Source organism: Paracoccus sp. (in: a-proteobacteria) (assembly GCF_039808215.1).
In the GTDB taxonomy this organism is placed as follows: Bacteria; Pseudomonadota; Alphaproteobacteria; order Rhodobacterales; family Rhodobacteraceae; genus Paracoccus.
In genome coordinates, this window is sequence record NZ_JBDHSP010000003.1 from 38,617 (window position 1) to 56,207 (window position 17,591).

The window sequence follows — 17,591 nt, forward strand, 5'->3', positions numbered from 1 at the left end:
CGAATATCGCAGTTTCGCCGAGGGCCACAAGGCATTAACTCTGCCGGGAACCCATTCAAGGAGCCCGCCATGAACATCCTGCATCTCGACAGCGCCATCACCGGCGAGGCCTCGGTCTCGCGCCGGCTGACCGCCGAGATCACCGCCCGCCTGCAGGCCGCCGATCCCGCGGCCCGCGTCACCTATCGCGACCTGAACGAAGGCGTGCCTTTCATCGATACCGCCTGGTTTCACGCCGTGCGCCTCGCGCCCGAGAACCCGACCGCCGAGCAGCAGCGCCTGATCGACATTTCCGACGCCTTCGTGCGCGAGGTGCAGCAGGCCGATGTGCTGGTGATCGGCGCGCCGGTCTACAATTTCACCCTGACCGCGCAGCTCAAGAACTGGCTGGACCAGATCACCCGCGCCCGCGTCACCTTCCGCTATACAGAGACCGGCCCCGAGGGGCTGCTGAAGGGCAAGCGCGCCATCATCGCCTATGTCGCTGCCGGCACGCCCTTCGGGTCGGAACTGGATTTCGCCTCGGGCTATCTGCGCCATATCCTGGGCTTTCTTGGCATCACCGATGTCGAATTCGTCGCCGCCGACCGGCTGGCCCAGGACCGCGAGGCCGGGCTGGCGCGTGCGCAAGAGGCGATGGACCGCCTCGCCGCCTGATCCGGGGTGGAATGCGCGCGGCCTTCGTTGACTCGGGGGCTGCGCCCGGGTAAAAGGCCCCGGAATTCCCGGAAGGACCAGCCTTCCGGTCCCCGCATGCGCGGGGATCGCCCCCCGTCAGCGCGTTGCGCCCACGGGGGCCGAAACGTTTTGGATCTGGACCGCAAGGAGGCCCGCCCATGTTCGAGAATCTTTCCGACCGGCTGGGCGGCGTCTTTGACCGGCTGACCAAGCAGGGCGCGCTGAGCGAGGACGATGTCACCGCCGCGATGCGCGAGGTGCGCGTCGCGCTCTTGGAGGCGGACGTGTCGCTGCCGGTGGCGCGCAGCTTTGTGAAATCGGTGACGCACAAGGCCACCGGAAGCGCGGTGACGAAATCCATCACCCCCGGCCAGCAGGTGATCAAGATCGTCCATGACGAGTTGATCAAGACCCTGCAGGGCGAGGGCGAGCCGGACGCGCTGCGCATCGACAACCCGCCGGCGCCGATCCTGATGGTCGGCCTGCAGGGCTCGGGCAAGACCACCACCACGGCGAAACTCGCGAAGCGCCTGAAGGACCGCGAGAAGAAGCGCGTGCTGATGGCATCGCTCGACACCAACCGCCCGGCGGCGATGGAGCAGCTGGCGATCCTCGGCCAGCAGATCGGCGTCGATACCCTGCCGATCGTGCCGGGCGAGAACGCCGTGCAGATCGCGAAACGCGCCAAGCAGCAGGCGACGCTGGGCGGCTATGATGTCTACATGCTGGACACCGCCGGGCGGTTGCATATCGACCAGGTGCTGATGGACGAGGTGCAGGCGGTCCGCGACGTGGCCTCGCCGCGTGAAACCCTGCTGGTCGTCGATGGCTTGACCGGCCAGGACGCGGTGAACGTCGCCACGGAATTTGATGGCAAGGTCGGGATTTCCGGCGTGGTGCTGACGCGGATGGACGGCGACGGCCGCGGCGGCGCGGCGCTGTCGATGCGCGCCGTCACCGGCAAGCCGATCCGCTTTGTCGGCCTTGGCGAAAAGATGGACGCGATCGAGGTCTTCGACGCGCAGCGCATCGCCGGCCGCATCCTTGGCATGGGCGACATCGTTGCCCTGGTGGAAAAGGCGCAGGAAGTTCTCGAGGTCGAGCAGGCCGAGCGCATGATGAAGCGCTTTCAAAAGGGCATGTTCAACATGAACGACCTGAAGAACCAGCTTGAGCAGATGCTCAAGATGGGGGGGATGCAGTCGATCATGGGCATGATGCCGGGCATGGGCAAGATGGCCAAGCAGGCCGAGGCCGCCGGTTTTGACGACACCGCCATCCGCCGGCAGGTAGCGCTGATCAATTCGATGACGAAAAAGGAACGCGCCAATCCGGACCTTTTGCAGGCCAGCCGCAAGAAGCGCATCGCCGCCGGCGCCGGCATGGACGTGGCCGAACTGAACAAGCTTTTGAAGATGCAAAAGCAGATGGCCGACACGATGAAGAAGCTGGGCAAGATGGGCAAGGGCGGCATGCTGAAACAGGCCATGCGCGCCATGACCGGCAAGGGCGGCGGGCTGCCCGACATGGGTAATGTCGATCCCGCACAGATGGCCGAGGCGACCAGGATGCTGCAGGACCGCAAGGGCCTGGGCGGGCAGCTGGGCGGCATGGGCCTGCCCGGCGGGCTGTCGGGCCTGTTCGGAAAGAAATGATGGGGGCAGCCACCACCCTTTCTGTCGATGTCCCGCTGGTCGAAACCGACCGGCTGATCCTGCGCGCCCCGCGGCTTGAGGATCTGGAGCCGATGGTGGCCTTCTATGCCACGGAACGCTCGCGCTGGGTCGGTGGACCCTGCAACCGTTACGAAAGCTGGCTGCGGCTCAGCTCGGCGGTGGGACATTGGCTGCTGCGCGGTCATGGCATGTGGACAATCGAGGAAAAAGCCACCGGCGCCGTCGCCGGCCGGGCAGGGGTCATCCACCACGCCGACTGGCCCGAACCGGAACTGGGCTGGCATCTTTACGAGGGTTTCGAGGGGCGCGGCATCGGCCATGAGGCGGCGCTGGCCGCCCGCAATGCTGCCCGCGACATCTTTGGCCTTGGGCCGCTGGTTTCGCTGATCGTGCCCGAAAACCGCCGCTCGCGCGCCCTGGCCGAGCGTCTGGGCGCCACGGTCGAGCGCGAGGGCGCGGTGCTGGGCCATCCCTGCCTTGTCTATCGCCACCCGAGGTCCGCATGACCGACACGACCACCCGCGCCGCCGAGCTGCTGAAAGAGCATCGCGCCAGCATCGACCGGCTGGACGCGATCCTGGTCTATACGCTGGCCGAGCGGTTCAAGCACACGCAGAACGTCGGCCGCCTCAAGGCCGAACACGACCTTCCTCCGTCCGATCCCGCCCGCGAGGCGAGCCAGATCGAGCGGCTGGAACGCCTCGCGCGCGAGGCCGACCTCGACCCGGAATTCGCGCGCAAATTCCTGAATTTCGTGATCGCCGAAGTCATCCGGCATCACGAGCAATACCAGAACTGACGCGGGGTTTCCCCGTCAACCCCGCCATTTTCAAGGAGAAAACCAATGGCAATGAAAATCCGCCTGGCCCGTGGTGGCTCGAAGAAACGTCCGCACTACGCCATCGTCGCGAGTGATTCGCGCATGCCGCGCGATGGGCGCTTCCTGGAAAAGCTGGGCACCTACAACCCGCTTCTGGCCAAGGATTCGGAAGACCGCATCAAGATGGACCTCGAGCGGGTGCAATACTGGCTGTCGCAGGGCGCGCAGCCGACCGACCGCGTGGCGCGCTTTCTTGAATCCGCCGGCGTGAAGGCCAAGGCCGAGCGCCAGAACCTGAAGAAGGGCGAGCCGGGCAAGGCCGCCAAGGAACGCGCCGCCAAGCGCGCCGCCCGTGAAGCCGCACCCGCCGAGCCCGCCGCGGAATAAGCCATGACCGGGCGGGTCTGTGTCGGCGCGATTGCAGGCGCCTTTGGCGTCCGGGGCGAGGTCAGGCTGAAAAGCTTCACCTCGAACCCCGAAGATATCGCCGCCTATGGTCCGCTCTGTTCCGAGGATGGCAGCCGCGCGTTCAGCGTGCGGCTGACGCGGCCGGTGACCGGCGGGCTTGGCGCCCGGCTTTCGGGCGTCGAGACGCGCGAGGACGCCGAGGCGCTGAAGGGCGTGACGCTTTGGGTGGAACGCGCGCGGCTGCCGGCGCTGCCCGACGACGAATTCTATCACAGCGACCTGATCGGGCTGTCGGTGCATGACACCGGCGGCGCGTTGCTCGGCACCGTCCGCGCCATCTATGACCATGGCGCCGGCGACATCCTGGAAATCCAAGGCCCGGGCCGCGGCCAGACCCTGCTTTTGCCCTTTACCCGCGCCTTTGTGCCCACGGTCGATCTGGCCGCGGGGCGCATCATCGCCGACCCGCCCGAGGAAGAGCCGGAAGAATGACCGCCAAGGGCCTGAAATCGCACGGCCGATTGTCGATCCGCGCCAGCATGCAGCCGCGCGACCTGATGGCCGAGTCGCAGGTCAGGGGTGCCTGGACCGCGCAGGTCGTGACCCTTTTCCCCGAGGCTTTCCCCGGCATCCTTGGCCTGTCGCTGACCGGCAGGGCGCTGGCCGAAGGGCTGTGGAACCTGCGCTGCACCGACTTGCGCCCCTTCGGCATCGGCCGACACCGCGATGTCGACGACACGCCCGCGGGCGGCGGCGCCGGCATGGTGATCCGCGCCGATGTCATGGACGCGGCGCTGCGCGACGCCGGATCCGGCCTGCCGGTGATCTATCTCTCGCCGCGTGGGCGCCCCTTTACCCAGGCGCGCGCCCGCGAACTGGCCTCGGGCCCGGGCATGACCCTGATCTGCGGCCGTTTCGAGGGCGTGGACCAGCGCGTGCTGGACGCCCATGACATCGAGGAGATCAGCATCGGCGACTATATCCTGACCGGCGGCGAACTGGCGGCGCAGGTCTTGATCGACGCGACGGTTCGCCTTATACCGCGCGTGCTGGGGAATCAGGCGTCTCTGGCCGAGGAATCCTTTTCCCCGGACCATGGTGGCCTGCTGGAACATCCCCAGTATACGAAGCCCGCCCTTTGGGAAGGCCGCGCGATCCCGGAAGTCCTGCTCTCGGGAAATCACGCGGCCATTGCCAGTTGGCGACGCGACATGGCCGAAAGGCTGACCAAGGAACGCCGCCCCGACCTGTGGCGGGCATACGAAACCCGTATGGACCCGGCAAAGGACCGACAGCTCTCGGGCGCATCAGACCAATCGCGGAACTACCGCGAGCCAGAAGAGGAAAACCAGCGATGAACCTGATCGCCCAACTCGAAGCCGAGCAGATCGCCGCGCTCGGCAAGGAAATCCCGGATTTCAAGGCCGGCGACACCGTGCGCGTCGGCTATAAAGTCACCGAAGGCTCGCGCTCGCGCGTGCAGATGTACGAAGGCGTGGTCATCTCGCGCAAGGGCGGCGGCATCGGCGCGTCCTTTACCGTGCGCAAGATCAGCTTCGGCGAGGGCGTCGAGCGCGTCTTCCCGCTGTATTCGACCAATGTCGATTCGATCACCGTCGTGCGCCGCGGTCGCGTGCGCCGCGCCAAGCTTTACTACCTGCGCGACCGTCGCGGCAAATCGGCCCGCATCGCCGAGGTCAGCAACTACAAGCCCAAAGCCGACGCCAAGGCCTGAGGAGACGCGCCATGAAAGCAGACATCCATCCCGACTATCACCTGATCCAGGTCAAGATGACCGATGGCACCACCTATGCCGTGCGTTCGACCTGGGGCAAGGAAGGCGACACCATGTCGCTCGACATCGATCCGAACTCGCATCCGGCCTGGACCGGCGGCTCGGCCAAGCTGATGGACACCGGCGGTCGCGTGTCGAAGTTCAAGAACAAATACGCCGGCCTCGGCTTCTGAGCCGCGACAGGCACCGCGACGTTGGCGCCGCCCCCCGGGGCGGCGTCTCGCATGTCCGGCAGGCGCTTTTCATCGCCCCGCCCGCGCCCTAAGGTTGCCGCCGCATCAGCCGGCCAATCGGGAGGAGTCGTGGCGCATATCATCGTCGTCGGGAATGAAAAGGGCGGATCGGGCAAGTCCACGACCTCGATGCATGTGGCGACGGCGCTGGCGCGCATGGGCCACCGTGTCGGCGCCCTGGATCTGGACGTGCGCCAGCGCAGCTTCGGCCGCTATCTGGAAAACCGCGCCCATTTCGCCCAGCGCGAGGGGCTGGACCTGCCAGGCCCGCTGCTGGGTCATCTCGAACCCGAAAGCGACGGCATCGACCCGCTGTCGCGCGCCGTCGGCGCGCTTGAGGCGGAATGTGATTTCATCCTGCTCGACTGTCCCGGCTCGCATACCAGGCTCAGCCAGATGGCGCATACGCTGGCCGATACGCTGATCACGCCGATGAACGACAGTTTCATCGATTTCGACCTGCTGGCGCGGCTTTCGCCCGAGGGCAAGATCCTCGGCCCCTCGATCTATGCCGAGATGGTCTGGTCGGCGCGGCAACTGCGCGGCGAGGCGGGCGCGGGGCCGATCGACTGGCTGGTGCTGCGCAACCGCCTTGGCACCCAGGCGATGCACAACAAGCGCAAGGTCGGCGGCGCGCTGGACATGCTGTCGAAACGCATCGGCTTTCGCGTGGCGCCGGGATTTTCCGAACGGGTGATCTTTCGCGAACTGTTCCCGCGCGGGTTGACGCTGCTCGATCTCAAGGACATCGGCACCGAACAGCTGAGCATGTCCAACATCGCCGCGCGCCAGGAACTGCGCGAGCTGATCGGCGAGCTGAGGCTGCCGGGGGTCGGCGTGTCCTTCTAGGCCGCGGCGGCATTGTTGCCGGGGCACGCACCCATTATGTTGTGCGCGCGAAGGGCGGATGGGAAGGATCATGACGGCAGCGCGCAGCATCATCCGGGCCCTGGCGGCCGCTGTTGCGCTGTCGGGCGCGGCAGGGCCCGTCGCGGCCGAAACGGCCGGCGCCGCGGTGCAGGCCGACCTGCCGCTGGTGACGCTGGCCACGGCCGAGCACCGGCAGATCGAGGCGCGGGTGCCGGTCTCGGGCTCGCTGGTGGCGCGGCAGCTGGCCGAGGTGCATGCCAATGTCGCGGGTTTCAAGATCACCGCGATTTCGGCCGAACTGGGCGACAGCGTGAAGGCCGGGGACGAATTGCTGCGGCTGTCCGACACCGCGCTGGCCGCGCAGCTGACCCAGGCCGAGGCCGAGTGGCAGCGCGCCGAGGCCGGCGTGCATCAGGCCGAGAACCAGATCGCCAGCACCGGCGCGGCGCTGGTGCAGGCCGAGGCGGCGCTGACGCGCACCCGCAGCCTGCGCGACAGCGGCAATGCCGCCCAGGCGGTGCTGGACCAGGTGATCGCCGCCGAGGTCGCGGCGCGGGCGGCGGCCGATTCCGCCGCCGACGGGCTTGCGGTGGCGCGGGCGGCGCTGGCCGCGGCCGAGGCCGCGCGTGCCATCGCGCGGCTGAACCTGTCCTATGCGCGGGTGCTGGCGCCGGTGGATGGCGTGGTGATCGGCCGCAATGCCGTGCTGGGCGCCAATTCCACGACTGGCGGTCCGCCACTCTTCACCCTGGTCGCCGGCGGCGAGATCGAGCTGGCCGCCGAGGTGATCGAGACCGCGGTCAGCCAGATCCGGCCCGGCGACACCGCCGAACTTGAGGTCGCGGGCATCGGTCCCCTGGCGGGGCAATTGCGCCTTGCTCCGGCCGAGGTCGATCCGGCGACGCGGCTGGGGCTGGCGCGCATCGCGCTGCAGCAGGATCCGCGGCTGCGGCCGGGGCTATTTGCCAGCGGCTGGATCATCACCGACCGGCGCGAGGCGCTGACCGTGCCGGTGGCCGCGGTGCTGGCCGACGCGCAGGGCGCGCGGGTGCAGGTGGTGCGCGACGGCCGCATCGAGACGCGGCCGGTGCGCGCCGGCCTGATCTGGCGCGACCGGCGCGAGATCCTGCAGGGGCTCGAGGTGGGCGAACAGGTCGTCGCCCGCGCCGGGGCCTTTTTCCGCAGCGGCGATCTGGTGCGGGCGGCGCCATGAATTTCTCGGCCTGGTCGATCCGGCATCCGGTGCCGCCCGTCGCCCTGTTCCTGGTCTTGCTGCTGGTCGGGCTTTACAGTTTCAGCCGCCTGCCGGTCACCGCCATGCCCAATATCGATCTGCCGCTGGTCAGCATCAGCGTGGCGCAGCCCGGCGCTGCGCCCAGCGAGCTGTCGCGGCAGGTGATCCAGCCGATCGAGGATGCCGTGGCCTCGATCAGCGGCGTGCGCCACATCACCGCCACCGCCACCGACAGTTCCGCCCGCATCTATGTCGAGTTCGAGCTTGAGACCGACACCGACCGGGCGGTGAACGACGTGAAGGATGCCGTGGCCCGGGTGCGCGCCGACCTGCCCGACTCCATCGTCGAGCCGCAGATCCACCGTATCGACATCAGCGGCGGCGCGATCCTGACCTATGCGGTCAGCGACCCGCGCAAATCCATCGCCGAACTGTCCGATTTCGTCGACGACGTGCTGGCGCGCGAGCTGCTGACGGTGCCGGGCGTGGCCAGCGTCTCGCGCATCGGCGGCGCCGAGCGCCAGATCAACGTCGATCTCGACCCCGACCGGATCATGGCCTTCGGCCTGACCGTGGCCGGGATTTCCGAACAGCTGCGCGCCAAGAACATCGACATGGGCGGCGGGCGCGGCGATCTGGCCGGCAGCGAATTCAGCATCCGCGCCCTTGGCTCGGCCGAGGATGTCGCGCGGCTGGCGGCGACGCCCATCCTGATCGCGAACGGGCGCACGGTGCGGCTGGACCAGCTGGGCCGCGTCAGCGACGGCGCCGCCGAGGCGCGCAGGTTCGCGCTGCTCGACGGCCAGCCCGTGGTCGCCTTCGGGGTGTTTCGCGGCTCGGGCAAGTCCGACCTTGTGGCGGGCGACGGCAGCAAGGCGCGCGTCGCCGCCATCGCCGCGCGCCATCCCGGCACGCAGATCACCCTGATCGACGATGCGACCACCCATACCTCGGGCAGCTACCATTCCACCATGGACACGCTTTACGAGGGCGCGGCCCTGGCAGTGGTGGTGGTGTTTCTGTTCCTGCGCAACTGGCGCGCGACGCTGATCGCCGCCGTGGCGCTGCCGCTGTCGATCATCCCAACTTTCTTTGTCATGTATTGGCTGGGCTTCACGCTGAACGGCATCAGCCTGCTGGCGATCACCCTGGTCACCGGCATCCTGGTCGACGATGCCATCGTCGAGATCGAGAACATCGTGCGCCACATCAATATGGGCGTGCCCCCCTATCAGGCCAGCATGGAGGCGGCGAACGAGATCGGCCTGACCGTCATCGCCATCAGCTTTTCCATCGTGGCGGTCTTTGCCCCGGTCAGTTTCATGGGCGGCATCCCGGGGCAGTATTTCAAGCAGTTCGGCCTGACAGTGGCGGTCTCGGTGCTGTTTTCGCTGCTGGTGGCGCGGCTGATCACGCCGATGCTGGCCGCCTATTTCCTGCGCGGCGGCCACCATGGTGCGGCGCCGCGCGACGGGCCGGTGCTGGGGGCATTGATGGCGGTGCTGCGCTGGACGCTGCGCCACCGCGCCCTGACGCTGCTGCTGGGGCTGGCGGTCTTTGCCGGCTCGATCTGGTCGGCCACGCTGCTGCCGACCGAATTCGTCCCGGCGCAGGATGTCGGGCGCAGCCAGATCAGCATCGAACTGCCCCCCGGCGCCACGGTCGAGGACACCGCCGCCGCCGCGCGGCTCGTCTCGGGGCGGATCGCAGCGGTGCCCGAGGTGCGCTCGGTCTTTGTCAATGGCGGCGACAGCGACGTGACCAAGGCAAAGCTGACCGTCAACTACGGCCCCAAGGAAGAGCGCGCGCGCTCGAGCTTTGCCATCGAGGACGAGTTGGCGCGCGAGTTGACCGACATTCCCGACATGCGGCTGAACTTCCAGAACGAGGAGGGCAATGCCGACCTGTCGATCTCGGTCCTGGGCGACAGCGAGGCGGGCGCGGCTCTGGCGGCCGAGCGGCTGATGGCGGCGATGAAGCCCCTGCCGGTGCTGGAGGGTGTCACCTCCTCGGCCAGCCTGCAGCGCCCCGAGATCCAGATCCATCCGCGCCCCGGGGTGGCGGCGCAGCTTGGCGTCACCGCCTCTGCCCTGGCCACCACCCTGCGCGTGGCGACGTTGGGCGACAGCGAATCGAACCTGGCGCGCTTCAACACCGGCGACGAGCAGATCCCGATCGTCACGCGCCTCAACGAGGCCGCGCGCCGCGACCTGATGACGGTGCGCAACCTGCGCGTGCCCAGCCTTTCCGGCCAGCTGCCGCTCGAGGCGGTGGCAGAGATCTCGCTCTCGGCCGGCGCCACCGAGATCGGGCGCTATGACCGGCGCTATCGCACCACGGTCTCGGGCAATCTGGCGGGCGGGGCGCTGCTGGGGCCGGTCAGCGCCCGGGTCACCGAGCTGCAAGGGCAGGTCGAATTGCCGCCCGGAACCGAGATCCAGCCCTCGGGCGATGCCGAGATCATGGGCGAGGTGTTCCAGGCCTTCACGGTGGCGATGGTCTCGGGCGTCATGCTGACCTATGTCGTGCTGGTGCTGCTGTTTCACAGTTTCATCACCCCGATCGCCATCCTGATGTCGCTGCCGCTGGCCATCGGCGGCGCGATCCTGGCGCTGTTTTTGACCGGCAATGCCATCAGCATGGCGGTGGTCATCGGCTTTTTGATGCTGATGGGGATCGTGACCAAGAACGCCATCATGCTGGTCGAGTTCGCGGTCAGCGCCATCGACCGCGGCACGCCCCGGCGCGAGGCGATCCTCGATGCGGTGCACAAGCGCGCCCGGCCCATCGTGATGACCACCATCGCCATGACCGCGGGCATGGTGCCCTCGGCCATCGGCAGCGGCGAGGGCGCCGAGTTCAGCGCGCCCATGGCGATCGCGGTGATCGGCGGGCTGCTGCTGTCCACGCTGCTGTCGCTGCTTTTCGTGCCCTCGCTGTTTTCGGTCATCCATGGCGGGCAGCTGCGGGCCGGGGCCTGGCTGCGGCGGCGCATCGGCCTGAACCCGGCGATCGAGCCGGCGGGCGAGTGAGCACGGGCGCCGTGCGGCGGCTTCGGGATCAGCGGCCTGGCCGGGCTGCCCGCCCGGTCGCCAAGGCTGGCCCTGCGGATCGCGCCCGTGGTTTCTCTGCCCGTGGATCAGGCATCAGCGGGGTCCTGGCTGCCGCGCCGCCCCTCAGGGACGCCAGCGCAGGAAATTCGCGATGATGCGCAGGCCCAGGGCCTGGGACTTTTCCGGGTGGAACTGCGTGCCGATGATATTGTCGCGCCCGACGACCGCCGTCACTGGGCCGCCGTAATCGACCGAGGCCAGCAGATGCGCCGGATCGCGGGTGCAAAACTGCCAGCTGTGCACGAAATAGGCGTGATCGCCGCTGGCGATGCCCGCCAGCACCGGATGCGCGGCATGCAGGGTCAGATCGTTCCAGCCCATGTGCGGCACCTTCAGACCGGGGGCGCGGATCGGCGCGATCTCGCCGCCGATCCAGCCAAGGCCCGGGGTGTCGCGGTATTCATGGCCCAGATCGGCCAGCATCTGCATGCCGACGCAGATGCCCATGAAGGGCACGCCGCGCGCCAGCACCGCCTCGTGCAGGGCCTCGTGCAGGCCCGGCACCGCGTCCAGCGCCGCGCGGCAGGCCGGAAAGGCGCCGTCGCCGGGCAGCACGATGCGGTCCGCGCGCGCGACCTGTTCGGGGTCCGAGGTCACCACCACCTCGGCCCCGGCCTCGCGCCCCATCAGCGCAAAGGCCTTCGCGGCCGAATGCAGGTTGCCGCTGTCGTAATCGACCAGCGCCACCCGCATCATAGCGCCCCCTTGGTCGATGGCAGCACGCCCGCCATGCGCGCATCCGGCTCGACCGCCTCGCGCAGGGCGCGGGCCACGGCCTTGAAGGCGGCCTCGGCGATGTGATGCGAATTCAGCCCGTGCAGGCGGTCGACATGCAGCGTGATGCCGCCATGCACCGCCAGCGCCTGAAAGAATTCGCGCACCAGTTCGCAGTCGAAACTGCCGATCTTCGCGGTCGGGAAATCCACGTTCCAGACCAGATAGGGGCGCGCCGAAAGGTCAAGCGCGGCGCGGATCAGCGCATCGTCCATGGCGAGGTGAAAGCTGCCATAGCGGCGGATGCCGCGCTTGTCGCCCAGCGCGCGGCACAGCGCCTGGCCGATGGCGATGCCGCTGTCCTCGACCGTGTGGTGGTCGTCGATATGCAGGTCGCCCCTGGCGCGCACGGTCAGGTCGATCAGCGAATGCCGCGCCAGCTGGTCCAGCATATGATCGAAAAAGCCGACCCCGGTCTGGTTGTCATAGCGGCCGGTCCCGTCAAGGTTCAGCGTGACCTCGATGCGGGTCTCGGCCGTCTCGCGGATGATGGTTGCGCTGCGCATCTGGCTGTCTCTCCGTTCTGGGCCTGCCGTCTTATAGGCAGCGGTGCCGGGGCTGAAAAGCCGCTGCCGCCCATGGCGGTCGCCGCGCGCGCCGGCGTTCTTGTCATATCGGCCACAGGGTGCCACAAAGTGAAAAAACGCCAGCAGCGGGGACGAGCGAGTTGAAAGGATCCGGGCCCATGAGGAACGAGCTGAACGCCAGCGAAAAGCGGTTGACCGCGGCGCTGGAACGCATCGACCGCCACATCGAGAAAGCGGTCGCGGCCCGCGGCAAGGCGGCGGAAGGCGAAGCGGCGGGGGACGAGGCGCTGCGCCAGGAAAACCGCCGCCTGTCGCAGGAACTGGTGGCCCTGCACGAAAGCCAGGGCGCCAGCCTGGCCGCCTGCGAGGCGCGGCTGGCCGAGGCGCATCAGCGCCTGGTCACCGCCGGGCAGGAGGCGGCGGGGCTGAGCGCCGCCAATGAGGCACTGGCCGCCGCCAATCGCGCCCTGCTCGAGGCCGCGGGCGAGCCTGCCGAGCGCATCCGGGCCGCATTCGAGGCCGAGATCGAATCGCTGCGCGCGGCGCGCGCCGCCGAGGTCGGGCAACTGGGCGACATGCTGGCGACGCTGGAACGTATGGACGCCCAGGCCGAGCTTGCGCTGGACGCGGATGTGGAAAGGGGCTGAGCCATGGCGGAAGTGGATTTCTCGATCGGACACAAGGCCTATGCCCTGACCTGTCAGGAGGGCGAGGAGCGGCTCTTGAAACGCGCCGCGGCGCTCCTGGATGCCGAGGCGCAGGTGATCTTGCAGCAGGCCGGCCGCATGCCCGAGCCGCGCCTGTTGCTGCTGGCCGGGCTGATGCTGGCCGAGCGCACCCTGGGGCTTGAGGATCGCGCGGCCGCCGCCGACCGCGAGATCACCCGGCTGAAGACCAATCCGCAGCGCGTCGAGGTGCCGGTGCTGCCGCCCACGGTGGTCGAGGCCATGGCGGAACTGGCGGCGCGCGCCGAGGCGCTGGCGCAGAAGGCCGAGGAACAGCTGCCCGGCTAGGGCCGCCATCCGGGCGGCAAGGACCCCGGCGCTGTGCTGTCAGGCCAGGCGCAGCGCCATGGCGCCGGCGGCGATCAGGCAGGCGGCAGCGATGCGCGCCCGGCCGACCGTCTCGCGCAGGATCAGCCCCGAGATCGCGGCGCCGAACAGGATCGAGGTCTCGCGCAGCGCCGAGACCATGGCCACCGGCGCCAGCGTCATCGCCCAGAGCGCCAGCCCGTAGGAGGCCGAGGTGCCGATGCCTCCGACCAGGCCGGCCAGCATGTATTGGCGCATCGCGCCAAGGAAATCGTCGCGGCGCGCGACCAGCCCCCAGGCCAGGAAGGGCAACCCGGTCAGCAGGAAGATCCAGAAGGCATAGCCCGCCGGCGCCCCCGAGATGCGCACGCCGATGCCATCGACCAGCGTATAGCCGGCGATCACCACCGCATTGAGCAGCGCCAGCCCCGTGCCGCGATTGTCGCCGCGCCCGCCCGCCGCCGCCATGCTGAGCACACCCGCGCAGATCAGCCCGATGCCCAGCAGCGCGCCGGCGCCCAGGCTTTCCTTCAGCAGCACCATGCTGGCCAGCGCCACCAGCAGCGGCGCGGTGCCGCGCATCACCGGATAGGCCTGGCTCATGTCGGCGACGTGATAGATGCGCGCGACCAGCACGAAATAGCCGCTTTGCAGCAGGACCGAGGCGACGATATAGGGCCAGCTTGCCGGTGCCGGCTGGCGCAGGAAGGGCAGCACCACACCGGCGATGGCGGCGGCGGTCACCGCGATCAGCGCCGTCATCATCAGCTTGTCGCGCCCGCCCTTGACGATGGCATTCCAGCTGGCATGCAGCGCGGCGGCGAAAAGCACGGTGGCAAAGGCCGCCAGGCTCATGGCTGTCCCTCCCTCGGGTCGGCGCCGCCGGCAGCGGCGCTGCGCGCAAGGCTGCGCGCCGGGCGCGGGATTGGCAAGCCCCGGCGGTGGTGTCCAGCGCGGCGGCAGATCGCCGGGGCGGGCGGTTTTTTGACCGCGCCCGCGGTGCGGACCCTTGCGACTTTGCCCGCCTTGGCTATAACCCCGGACGATTTATCAGCCGCCAGCCCGAGGGACGATCATGCCGAAAAGAACCGATATCAAATCCATCCTGATCATCGGCGCCGGTCCCATCGTCATCGGGCAGGCCTGCGAATTCGACTATTCCGGCGCCCAGGCCTGCAAGGCGCTGCGCGAAGAGGGCTATCGGGTCATCCTGGTGAACTCGAACCCGGCGACGATCATGACCGACCCGGAAATGGCCGATGCCACCTATATCGAGCCGATCACCGTCGAGGTGGTCGAAAAGATCATCGCCCGGGAACGGCCCGACGCGCTGTTGCCCACGATGGGCGGGCAGACCGGGCTGAACACCGCCCTGGCGCTGGCCGATGCCGGCGTTCTGAACCGCTACGGAGTCGAGCTGATCGGGGCGCAGCGTGCCGCCATCGAGATGGCCGAGGACCGCAAGCTGTTTCGCGAGGCCATGGACCGCATCGGGCTGGAAAATCCGCGCGCCTCGATCGTGGCGGCGCCGAAGCTGCCCAATGGCAAATACGACATCAAGGCCGGCATCGCCCAGGCGCTGGCCGACCTCGAGGACATCGGCCTGCCGGCGATCATCCGCCCGGCCTTCACCCTGGGCGGCACCGGCGGCGGCGTCGCCTATAACCGCGACGATTACGAACGCATCGTGCGCTCGGGGCTTGAAGCCTCGCCCGTGGCGCAGGTGCTGGTCGATGAATCGCTTCTGGGCTGGAAGGAATTCGAGATGGAGGTCGTGCGCGACCGCGCCGACAATGCCATCATCGTCTGCTCGATCGAGAACGTCGATCCGATGGGCGTGCACACCGGCGACTCGATCACCGTCGCCCCGGCGCTGACCCTGACCGACCGCGAATACCAGCGCATGAGGAATGGCTCCATCGCGGTGCTGCGCGAGATCGGTGTGGAAACCGGCGGCTCGAACGTGCAATGGGCGATCAACCCGCGCGATGGCCGCATGGTGGTGATCGAGATGAACCCGCGGGTCAGCCGCTCCTCGGCGCTGGCGTCCAAGGCCACCGGCTTTCCGATCGCCAAGATCGCGGCGAAACTGGCCGTGGGCTATACGCTGGACGAGCTGGACAACGACATCACCAAGGTCACGCCCGCATCCTTCGAGCCCTCGATCGATTATGTCGTGACCAAGATCCCGCGTTTCGCCTTCGAGAAATTCCCCGGCTCGAAACCCGAGCTGACCACGGCAATGAAATCCGTGGGCGAGGTCATGGCCATCGGCCGCACCTTCCACGAGTCGCTGCAAAAGGCGCTGGCCTCGATGGAGAACGGGCTGAGCGGGCTTGATGACATCGAGATCCCCGGCGCCCCCGACAAGGCGGCGGTGATCAAGGCGATCAGCCAGCAGACCCCGGACCGGCTGCGCCTGATCGCCCAGGCCATGCGCCACGGGCTGACGGATGACGAGATCGGCCATGCCACCGCTTTCGATCCCTGGTTCCTGTCGCGCCTGCGCGAGATCGTCGATGCGGAAGGTGCGGTGCACGAAGCCGGTCTGCCCAAGGATCTGGAGGGCCTGCGCCAGCTCAAGATGATGGGCTTTACCGATGCCCGTCTGGCGAAACTTTCCGGCCAGTCCGAAACGCAGGTCCGCCACGCCCGCCGCGCCCATGACCTGCACCCGGTCTTCAAGCGCATCGACACCTGCGCCGCCGAATTCGAGGCCCAGACGCCCTACATGTATTCGACCTATGAGGCCCCGGCGATGGGCGAGGTCGAGAACGAGGCCCGCCCTTCCGACCGCAAGAAGGTGGTGATCCTTGGCGGCGGCCCGAACCGCATCGGTCAGGGCATCGAGTTCGACTATTGCTGCTGCCATGCCTGTTTCGCGCTGACCAAGGTCGGCTTTGAGACCATCATGATCAACTGCAACCCCGAGACCGTCTCGACCGATTACGACACCTCGGACCGCCTGTATTTCGAGCCGCTGACGCTGGAGCATGTGCTTGAGATTCTGCGCATCGAGCAGGAAAACGGCACGCTGCACGGGGTCATCGTGCAATTCGGCGGCCAGACGCCGCTGAAACTGGCGAACGCGCTTGAGGAGGAGGGCATCCCGATCCTCGGCACCACGCCGGACGCCATCGACCTGGCCGAGGACCGCGAGCGCTTCCAGAAGCTGCTGCACGAGCTTGAGCTGAAGCAGCCGGTGAACGGCATCGCCCATTCCGACGCCGAGGCGCTGGAGATCGCCGGGCGCATCGGATTCCCGCTGGTCATCCGCCCGTCCTATGTGCTGGGCGGTCGCGCCATGGAGATCGTGCGCGACATGGACCAGCTCCACCGCTATATCCGCGAGGCGGTGCAGGTCTCGGGCGACAGCCCGGTGCTTTTGGACAGCTACCTCTCGGGCGCGATCGAGGTCGATGTGGACGCGCTGTGCGACGGCCAGTCCGTCCATGTCGCGGGCATCATGGAGCATATCGAGGAGGCGGGTGTGCATTCGGGCGACTCGGCCTGTTCGCTGCCGCCCCATACGCTGGACGCCGCCACCATCGCCGAGCTGAAGGCCCAGACCGAGGCCATGGCGCGGGCGCTGAACGTCGTCGGGCTGATGAACGTGCAATTCGCCATCAAGGACGGGGTGATCTACGTCCTTGAGGTGAACCCGCGCGCCTCGCGCACCGTGCCCTTTGTCGCCAAGGCCACCGACAGCGCCATCGCCTCGATCGCCGCGCGGCTGATGGCGGGCGAGAAGCTGGCGAATTTCCCCGCCCGCGCCGCCTATCCGCAGGATGCCGGCCCCGAGGATTCGCTGCCCTTCGCCGATCCGCTGACGCTGGCCGATCCGCATACGCCCTGGTTCTCGGTCAAGGAGGCGGTGCTGCCCTTCGCGCGCTTTGCCGGCGTCGACACGCTGCTGGGCCCGGAAATGCGCTCGACCGGCGAGGTCATGGGCTGGGACCGCAACTTTGCCCGCGCCTTCCTGAAGGCGCAGATGGGGGCGGGCACGCATCTGCCGGAAGCGGGGCTGGTCTTCGTTTCGGTGCGCGATGCCGACAAGACCCCGGCCCTGGCCGAGGCGGCGCGCGATCTGACCGCCATGGGCTTTCGCCTGCTGGCCACCGGCGGCACCGCCAGCTTCCTGCGCGGCGCCGGCGTCGAGGCGGAACTGGTCAACAAGGTCTATGAGGGCCGGCCGAACATCGTCGACCGGATGAAGAACGGCGAGGTTGCCATGGTGCTGAACACCACCGAGGGCACCCAGGCCATCGCCGACTCGCGCGAGATCCGCACCGTGGCGCTGAACGACAAGATTCCCTATTTCACCACCGCCGCCGGCAGCATCGCCGCCGTCGCCGCGATCCGCTCGCGCGGTGAGGGTGAGGTGGGTGTGCGCAGCCTTCAGGCCTGAACGGGGACCTGCTCACCGGACCGG

Annotated in this window: 18 protein-coding genes; 15 read left to right on the top strand and 3 right to left on the bottom strand. The window is 68.2% G+C overall.

Annotated features, from left to right (window positions below; translation table 11 throughout):
- The first annotated feature begins 69 nt into the window (after nucleotides 1–69).
- The 12 genes from WMK75_RS01940 to WMK75_RS01995 all read left to right on the top strand — a co-directional run bounded on the left by WMK75_RS01940 (nucleotide 70) and on the right by WMK75_RS01995 (nucleotide 10,746).
- Complete coding sequence (locus tag WMK75_RS01940; protein WP_347265970.1) at nucleotides 70–657, top strand: NAD(P)H-dependent oxidoreductase; 588 nt, start codon at nucleotides 70–72, stop codon at nucleotides 655–657.
- 179 nt (nucleotides 658–836) lie between these two features.
- On the top strand, nucleotides 837–2,333 hold the full coding sequence (gene ffh / locus WMK75_RS01945; protein ID WP_347265971.1) for a signal recognition particle protein: 1,497 nt from the start codon (nucleotides 837–839) through the stop codon (nucleotides 2,331–2,333).
- A complete protein-coding gene (locus WMK75_RS01950; RefSeq protein ID WP_347265972.1) occupies nucleotides 2,333–2,860 on the top strand; it encodes a GNAT family N-acetyltransferase in 528 nt (175 codons plus the stop codon). Before ffh ends, WMK75_RS01950 begins: the two co-directional genes overlap by 1 nt.
- Nucleotides 2,857–3,153 carry a chorismate mutase gene (locus tag WMK75_RS01955; RefSeq protein WP_347265973.1) on the top strand — a complete coding sequence of 99 codons (297 nt, stop codon included), beginning with the start codon at nucleotides 2,857–2,859 and terminating at the stop codon, nucleotides 3,151–3,153. Before WMK75_RS01950 ends, WMK75_RS01955 begins: the two co-directional genes overlap by 4 nt.
- Before the next feature lie 45 nt (nucleotides 3,154–3,198).
- On the top strand, nucleotides 3,199–3,561 hold the full coding sequence (rpsP, locus tag WMK75_RS01960; RefSeq protein ID WP_347265974.1) for a 30S ribosomal protein S16: 363 nt from the start codon (nucleotides 3,199–3,201) through the stop codon (nucleotides 3,559–3,561).
- 3 nt (nucleotides 3,562–3,564) lie between these two features.
- Nucleotides 3,565–4,074 carry a ribosome maturation factor RimM gene (gene rimM / locus WMK75_RS01965; RefSeq protein WP_347265975.1) on the top strand — a complete coding sequence of 170 codons (510 nt, stop codon included), beginning with the start codon at nucleotides 3,565–3,567 and terminating at the stop codon, nucleotides 4,072–4,074.
- Nucleotides 4,071–4,940: a tRNA (guanosine(37)-N1)-methyltransferase TrmD gene (trmD, locus tag WMK75_RS01970; RefSeq protein WP_347265976.1), complete on the top strand. Its 870-nt coding sequence runs from the start codon at nucleotides 4,071–4,073 to the stop codon at nucleotides 4,938–4,940. The genes rimM and trmD overlap by 4 nt, the downstream gene beginning before the upstream one ends.
- Entirely contained in the window at nucleotides 4,937–5,317 is a 381-nt protein-coding gene (rplS, locus tag WMK75_RS01975) for a 50S ribosomal protein L19 (RefSeq protein WP_347265977.1), read from the top strand. Before trmD ends, rplS begins: the two co-directional genes overlap by 4 nt.
- Nucleotides 5,318–5,328: 11 nt before the next feature.
- Nucleotides 5,329–5,550, top strand: a complete 222-nt coding sequence (gene rpmE, locus WMK75_RS01980; protein WP_347265978.1) for a 50S ribosomal protein L31 — start codon at nucleotides 5,329–5,331, stop codon at nucleotides 5,548–5,550.
- A 129-nt stretch (nucleotides 5,551–5,679) separates the two neighbouring features.
- A complete protein-coding gene (locus WMK75_RS01985) occupies nucleotides 5,680–6,459 on the top strand; it encodes a division plane positioning ATPase MipZ (RefSeq protein ID WP_347265979.1) in 780 nt (259 codons plus the stop codon).
- A 70-nt stretch (nucleotides 6,460–6,529) separates the two neighbouring features.
- Nucleotides 6,530–7,693 carry an efflux RND transporter periplasmic adaptor subunit gene (locus WMK75_RS01990; RefSeq protein ID WP_347265980.1) on the top strand — a complete coding sequence of 388 codons (1,164 nt, stop codon included), beginning with the start codon at nucleotides 6,530–6,532 and terminating at the stop codon, nucleotides 7,691–7,693.
- Nucleotides 7,690–10,746, top strand: coding sequence for an efflux RND transporter permease subunit (locus tag WMK75_RS01995; protein ID WP_347265981.1), 3,057 nt, complete (start codon nucleotides 7,690–7,692; stop codon nucleotides 10,744–10,746). The genes WMK75_RS01990 and WMK75_RS01995 overlap by 4 nt, the downstream gene beginning before the upstream one ends.
- Before the next feature lie 144 nt (nucleotides 10,747–10,890).
- Here WMK75_RS01995 and hisH read toward each other — a convergent pair whose 3' ends face one another.
- Both hisH and hisB read right to left on the bottom strand, forming a co-directional pair.
- Complete coding sequence (gene hisH, locus WMK75_RS02000; protein WP_347266056.1) at nucleotides 10,891–11,520, bottom strand: imidazole glycerol phosphate synthase subunit HisH; 630 nt, start codon at nucleotides 11,518–11,520, stop codon at nucleotides 10,891–10,893.
- A complete protein-coding gene (gene hisB, locus WMK75_RS02005) occupies nucleotides 11,520–12,107 on the bottom strand; it encodes an imidazoleglycerol-phosphate dehydratase HisB (protein ID WP_347265982.1) in 588 nt (195 codons plus the stop codon). The genes hisH and hisB overlap by 1 nt, the downstream gene beginning before the upstream one ends.
- Nucleotides 12,108–12,286: 179 nt before the next feature.
- Here hisB and WMK75_RS02010 point away from each other — a divergent pair, with 179 nt between their 5' ends.
- Together WMK75_RS02010 and WMK75_RS02015 are read left to right on the top strand one after the other, a co-directional pair.
- Complete coding sequence (locus tag WMK75_RS02010) at nucleotides 12,287–12,775, top strand: hypothetical protein (protein ID WP_347265983.1); 489 nt, start codon at nucleotides 12,287–12,289, stop codon at nucleotides 12,773–12,775.
- Between the two features lie 3 nt (nucleotides 12,776–12,778).
- Nucleotides 12,779–13,141, top strand: coding sequence for a cell division protein ZapA (locus WMK75_RS02015; protein ID WP_347265984.1), 363 nt, complete (start codon nucleotides 12,779–12,781; stop codon nucleotides 13,139–13,141).
- A gap of 39 nt (nucleotides 13,142–13,180) precedes the next feature.
- On the opposite strand, the gene WMK75_RS02020 is transcribed toward WMK75_RS02015, so the two are convergent.
- The gene (locus tag WMK75_RS02020) at nucleotides 13,181–14,014 is read right to left on the bottom strand and encodes a DMT family transporter (protein WP_347265985.1); all 834 of its coding nucleotides are present in this window, start codon (nucleotides 14,012–14,014) and stop codon (nucleotides 13,181–13,183) included.
- A 220-nt stretch (nucleotides 14,015–14,234) separates the two neighbouring features.
- On the opposite strand from WMK75_RS02020, the gene carB reads away from it, so the two are divergent.
- Complete coding sequence (carB, locus tag WMK75_RS02025; protein WP_347265986.1) at nucleotides 14,235–17,567, top strand: carbamoyl-phosphate synthase large subunit; 3,333 nt, start codon at nucleotides 14,235–14,237, stop codon at nucleotides 17,565–17,567.
- Nucleotides 17,568–17,591 lie beyond the last annotated feature (24 nt).

Bases quoted from the DNA above. Each gene is read 5' to 3' on its own strand.
- WMK75_RS01940 (WP_347265970.1), top strand. From the start codon at position 70: ATGAACATCCTGCATCTCGACAGCGCCATCACCGGCGAGGCCTCGGTC.
- ffh (WP_347265971.1), top strand. From the start codon at position 837: ATGTTCGAGAATCTTTCCGACCGGCTGGGCGGCGTCTTTGACCGGCTG.
- WMK75_RS01950 (WP_347265972.1), top strand. From the start codon at position 2,333: ATGGGGGCAGCCACCACCCTTTCTGTCGATGTCCCGCTGGTCGAAACC.
- WMK75_RS01955 (WP_347265973.1), top strand. From the start codon at position 2,857: ATGACCGACACGACCACCCGCGCCGCCGAGCTGCTGAAAGAGCATCGC.
- rpsP (WP_347265974.1), top strand. From the start codon at position 3,199: ATGGCAATGAAAATCCGCCTGGCCCGTGGTGGCTCGAAGAAACGTCCG.
- rimM (WP_347265975.1), top strand. From the start codon at position 3,565: ATGACCGGGCGGGTCTGTGTCGGCGCGATTGCAGGCGCCTTTGGCGTC.
- trmD (WP_347265976.1), top strand. From the start codon at position 4,071: ATGACCGCCAAGGGCCTGAAATCGCACGGCCGATTGTCGATCCGCGCC.
- rplS (WP_347265977.1), top strand. From the start codon at position 4,937: ATGAACCTGATCGCCCAACTCGAAGCCGAGCAGATCGCCGCGCTCGGC.
- rpmE (WP_347265978.1), top strand. From the start codon at position 5,329: ATGAAAGCAGACATCCATCCCGACTATCACCTGATCCAGGTCAAGATG.
- WMK75_RS01990 (WP_347265980.1), top strand. From the start codon at position 6,530: ATGACGGCAGCGCGCAGCATCATCCGGGCCCTGGCGGCCGCTGTTGCG.
- WMK75_RS01995 (WP_347265981.1), top strand. From the start codon at position 7,690: ATGAATTTCTCGGCCTGGTCGATCCGGCATCCGGTGCCGCCCGTCGCC.
- hisH (WP_347266056.1), bottom strand. From the start codon at position 11,520: ATGCGGGTGGCGCTGGTCGATTACGACAGCGGCAACCTGCATTCGGCC.
- hisB (WP_347265982.1), bottom strand. From the start codon at position 12,107: ATGCGCAGCGCAACCATCATCCGCGAGACGGCCGAGACCCGCATCGAG.
- WMK75_RS02010 (WP_347265983.1), top strand. From the start codon at position 12,287: ATGAGGAACGAGCTGAACGCCAGCGAAAAGCGGTTGACCGCGGCGCTG.
- WMK75_RS02015 (WP_347265984.1), top strand. From the start codon at position 12,779: ATGGCGGAAGTGGATTTCTCGATCGGACACAAGGCCTATGCCCTGACC.
- WMK75_RS02020 (WP_347265985.1), bottom strand. From the start codon at position 14,014: ATGAGCCTGGCGGCCTTTGCCACCGTGCTTTTCGCCGCCGCGCTGCAT.
- carB (WP_347265986.1), top strand. From the start codon at position 14,235: ATGCCGAAAAGAACCGATATCAAATCCATCCTGATCATCGGCGCCGGT.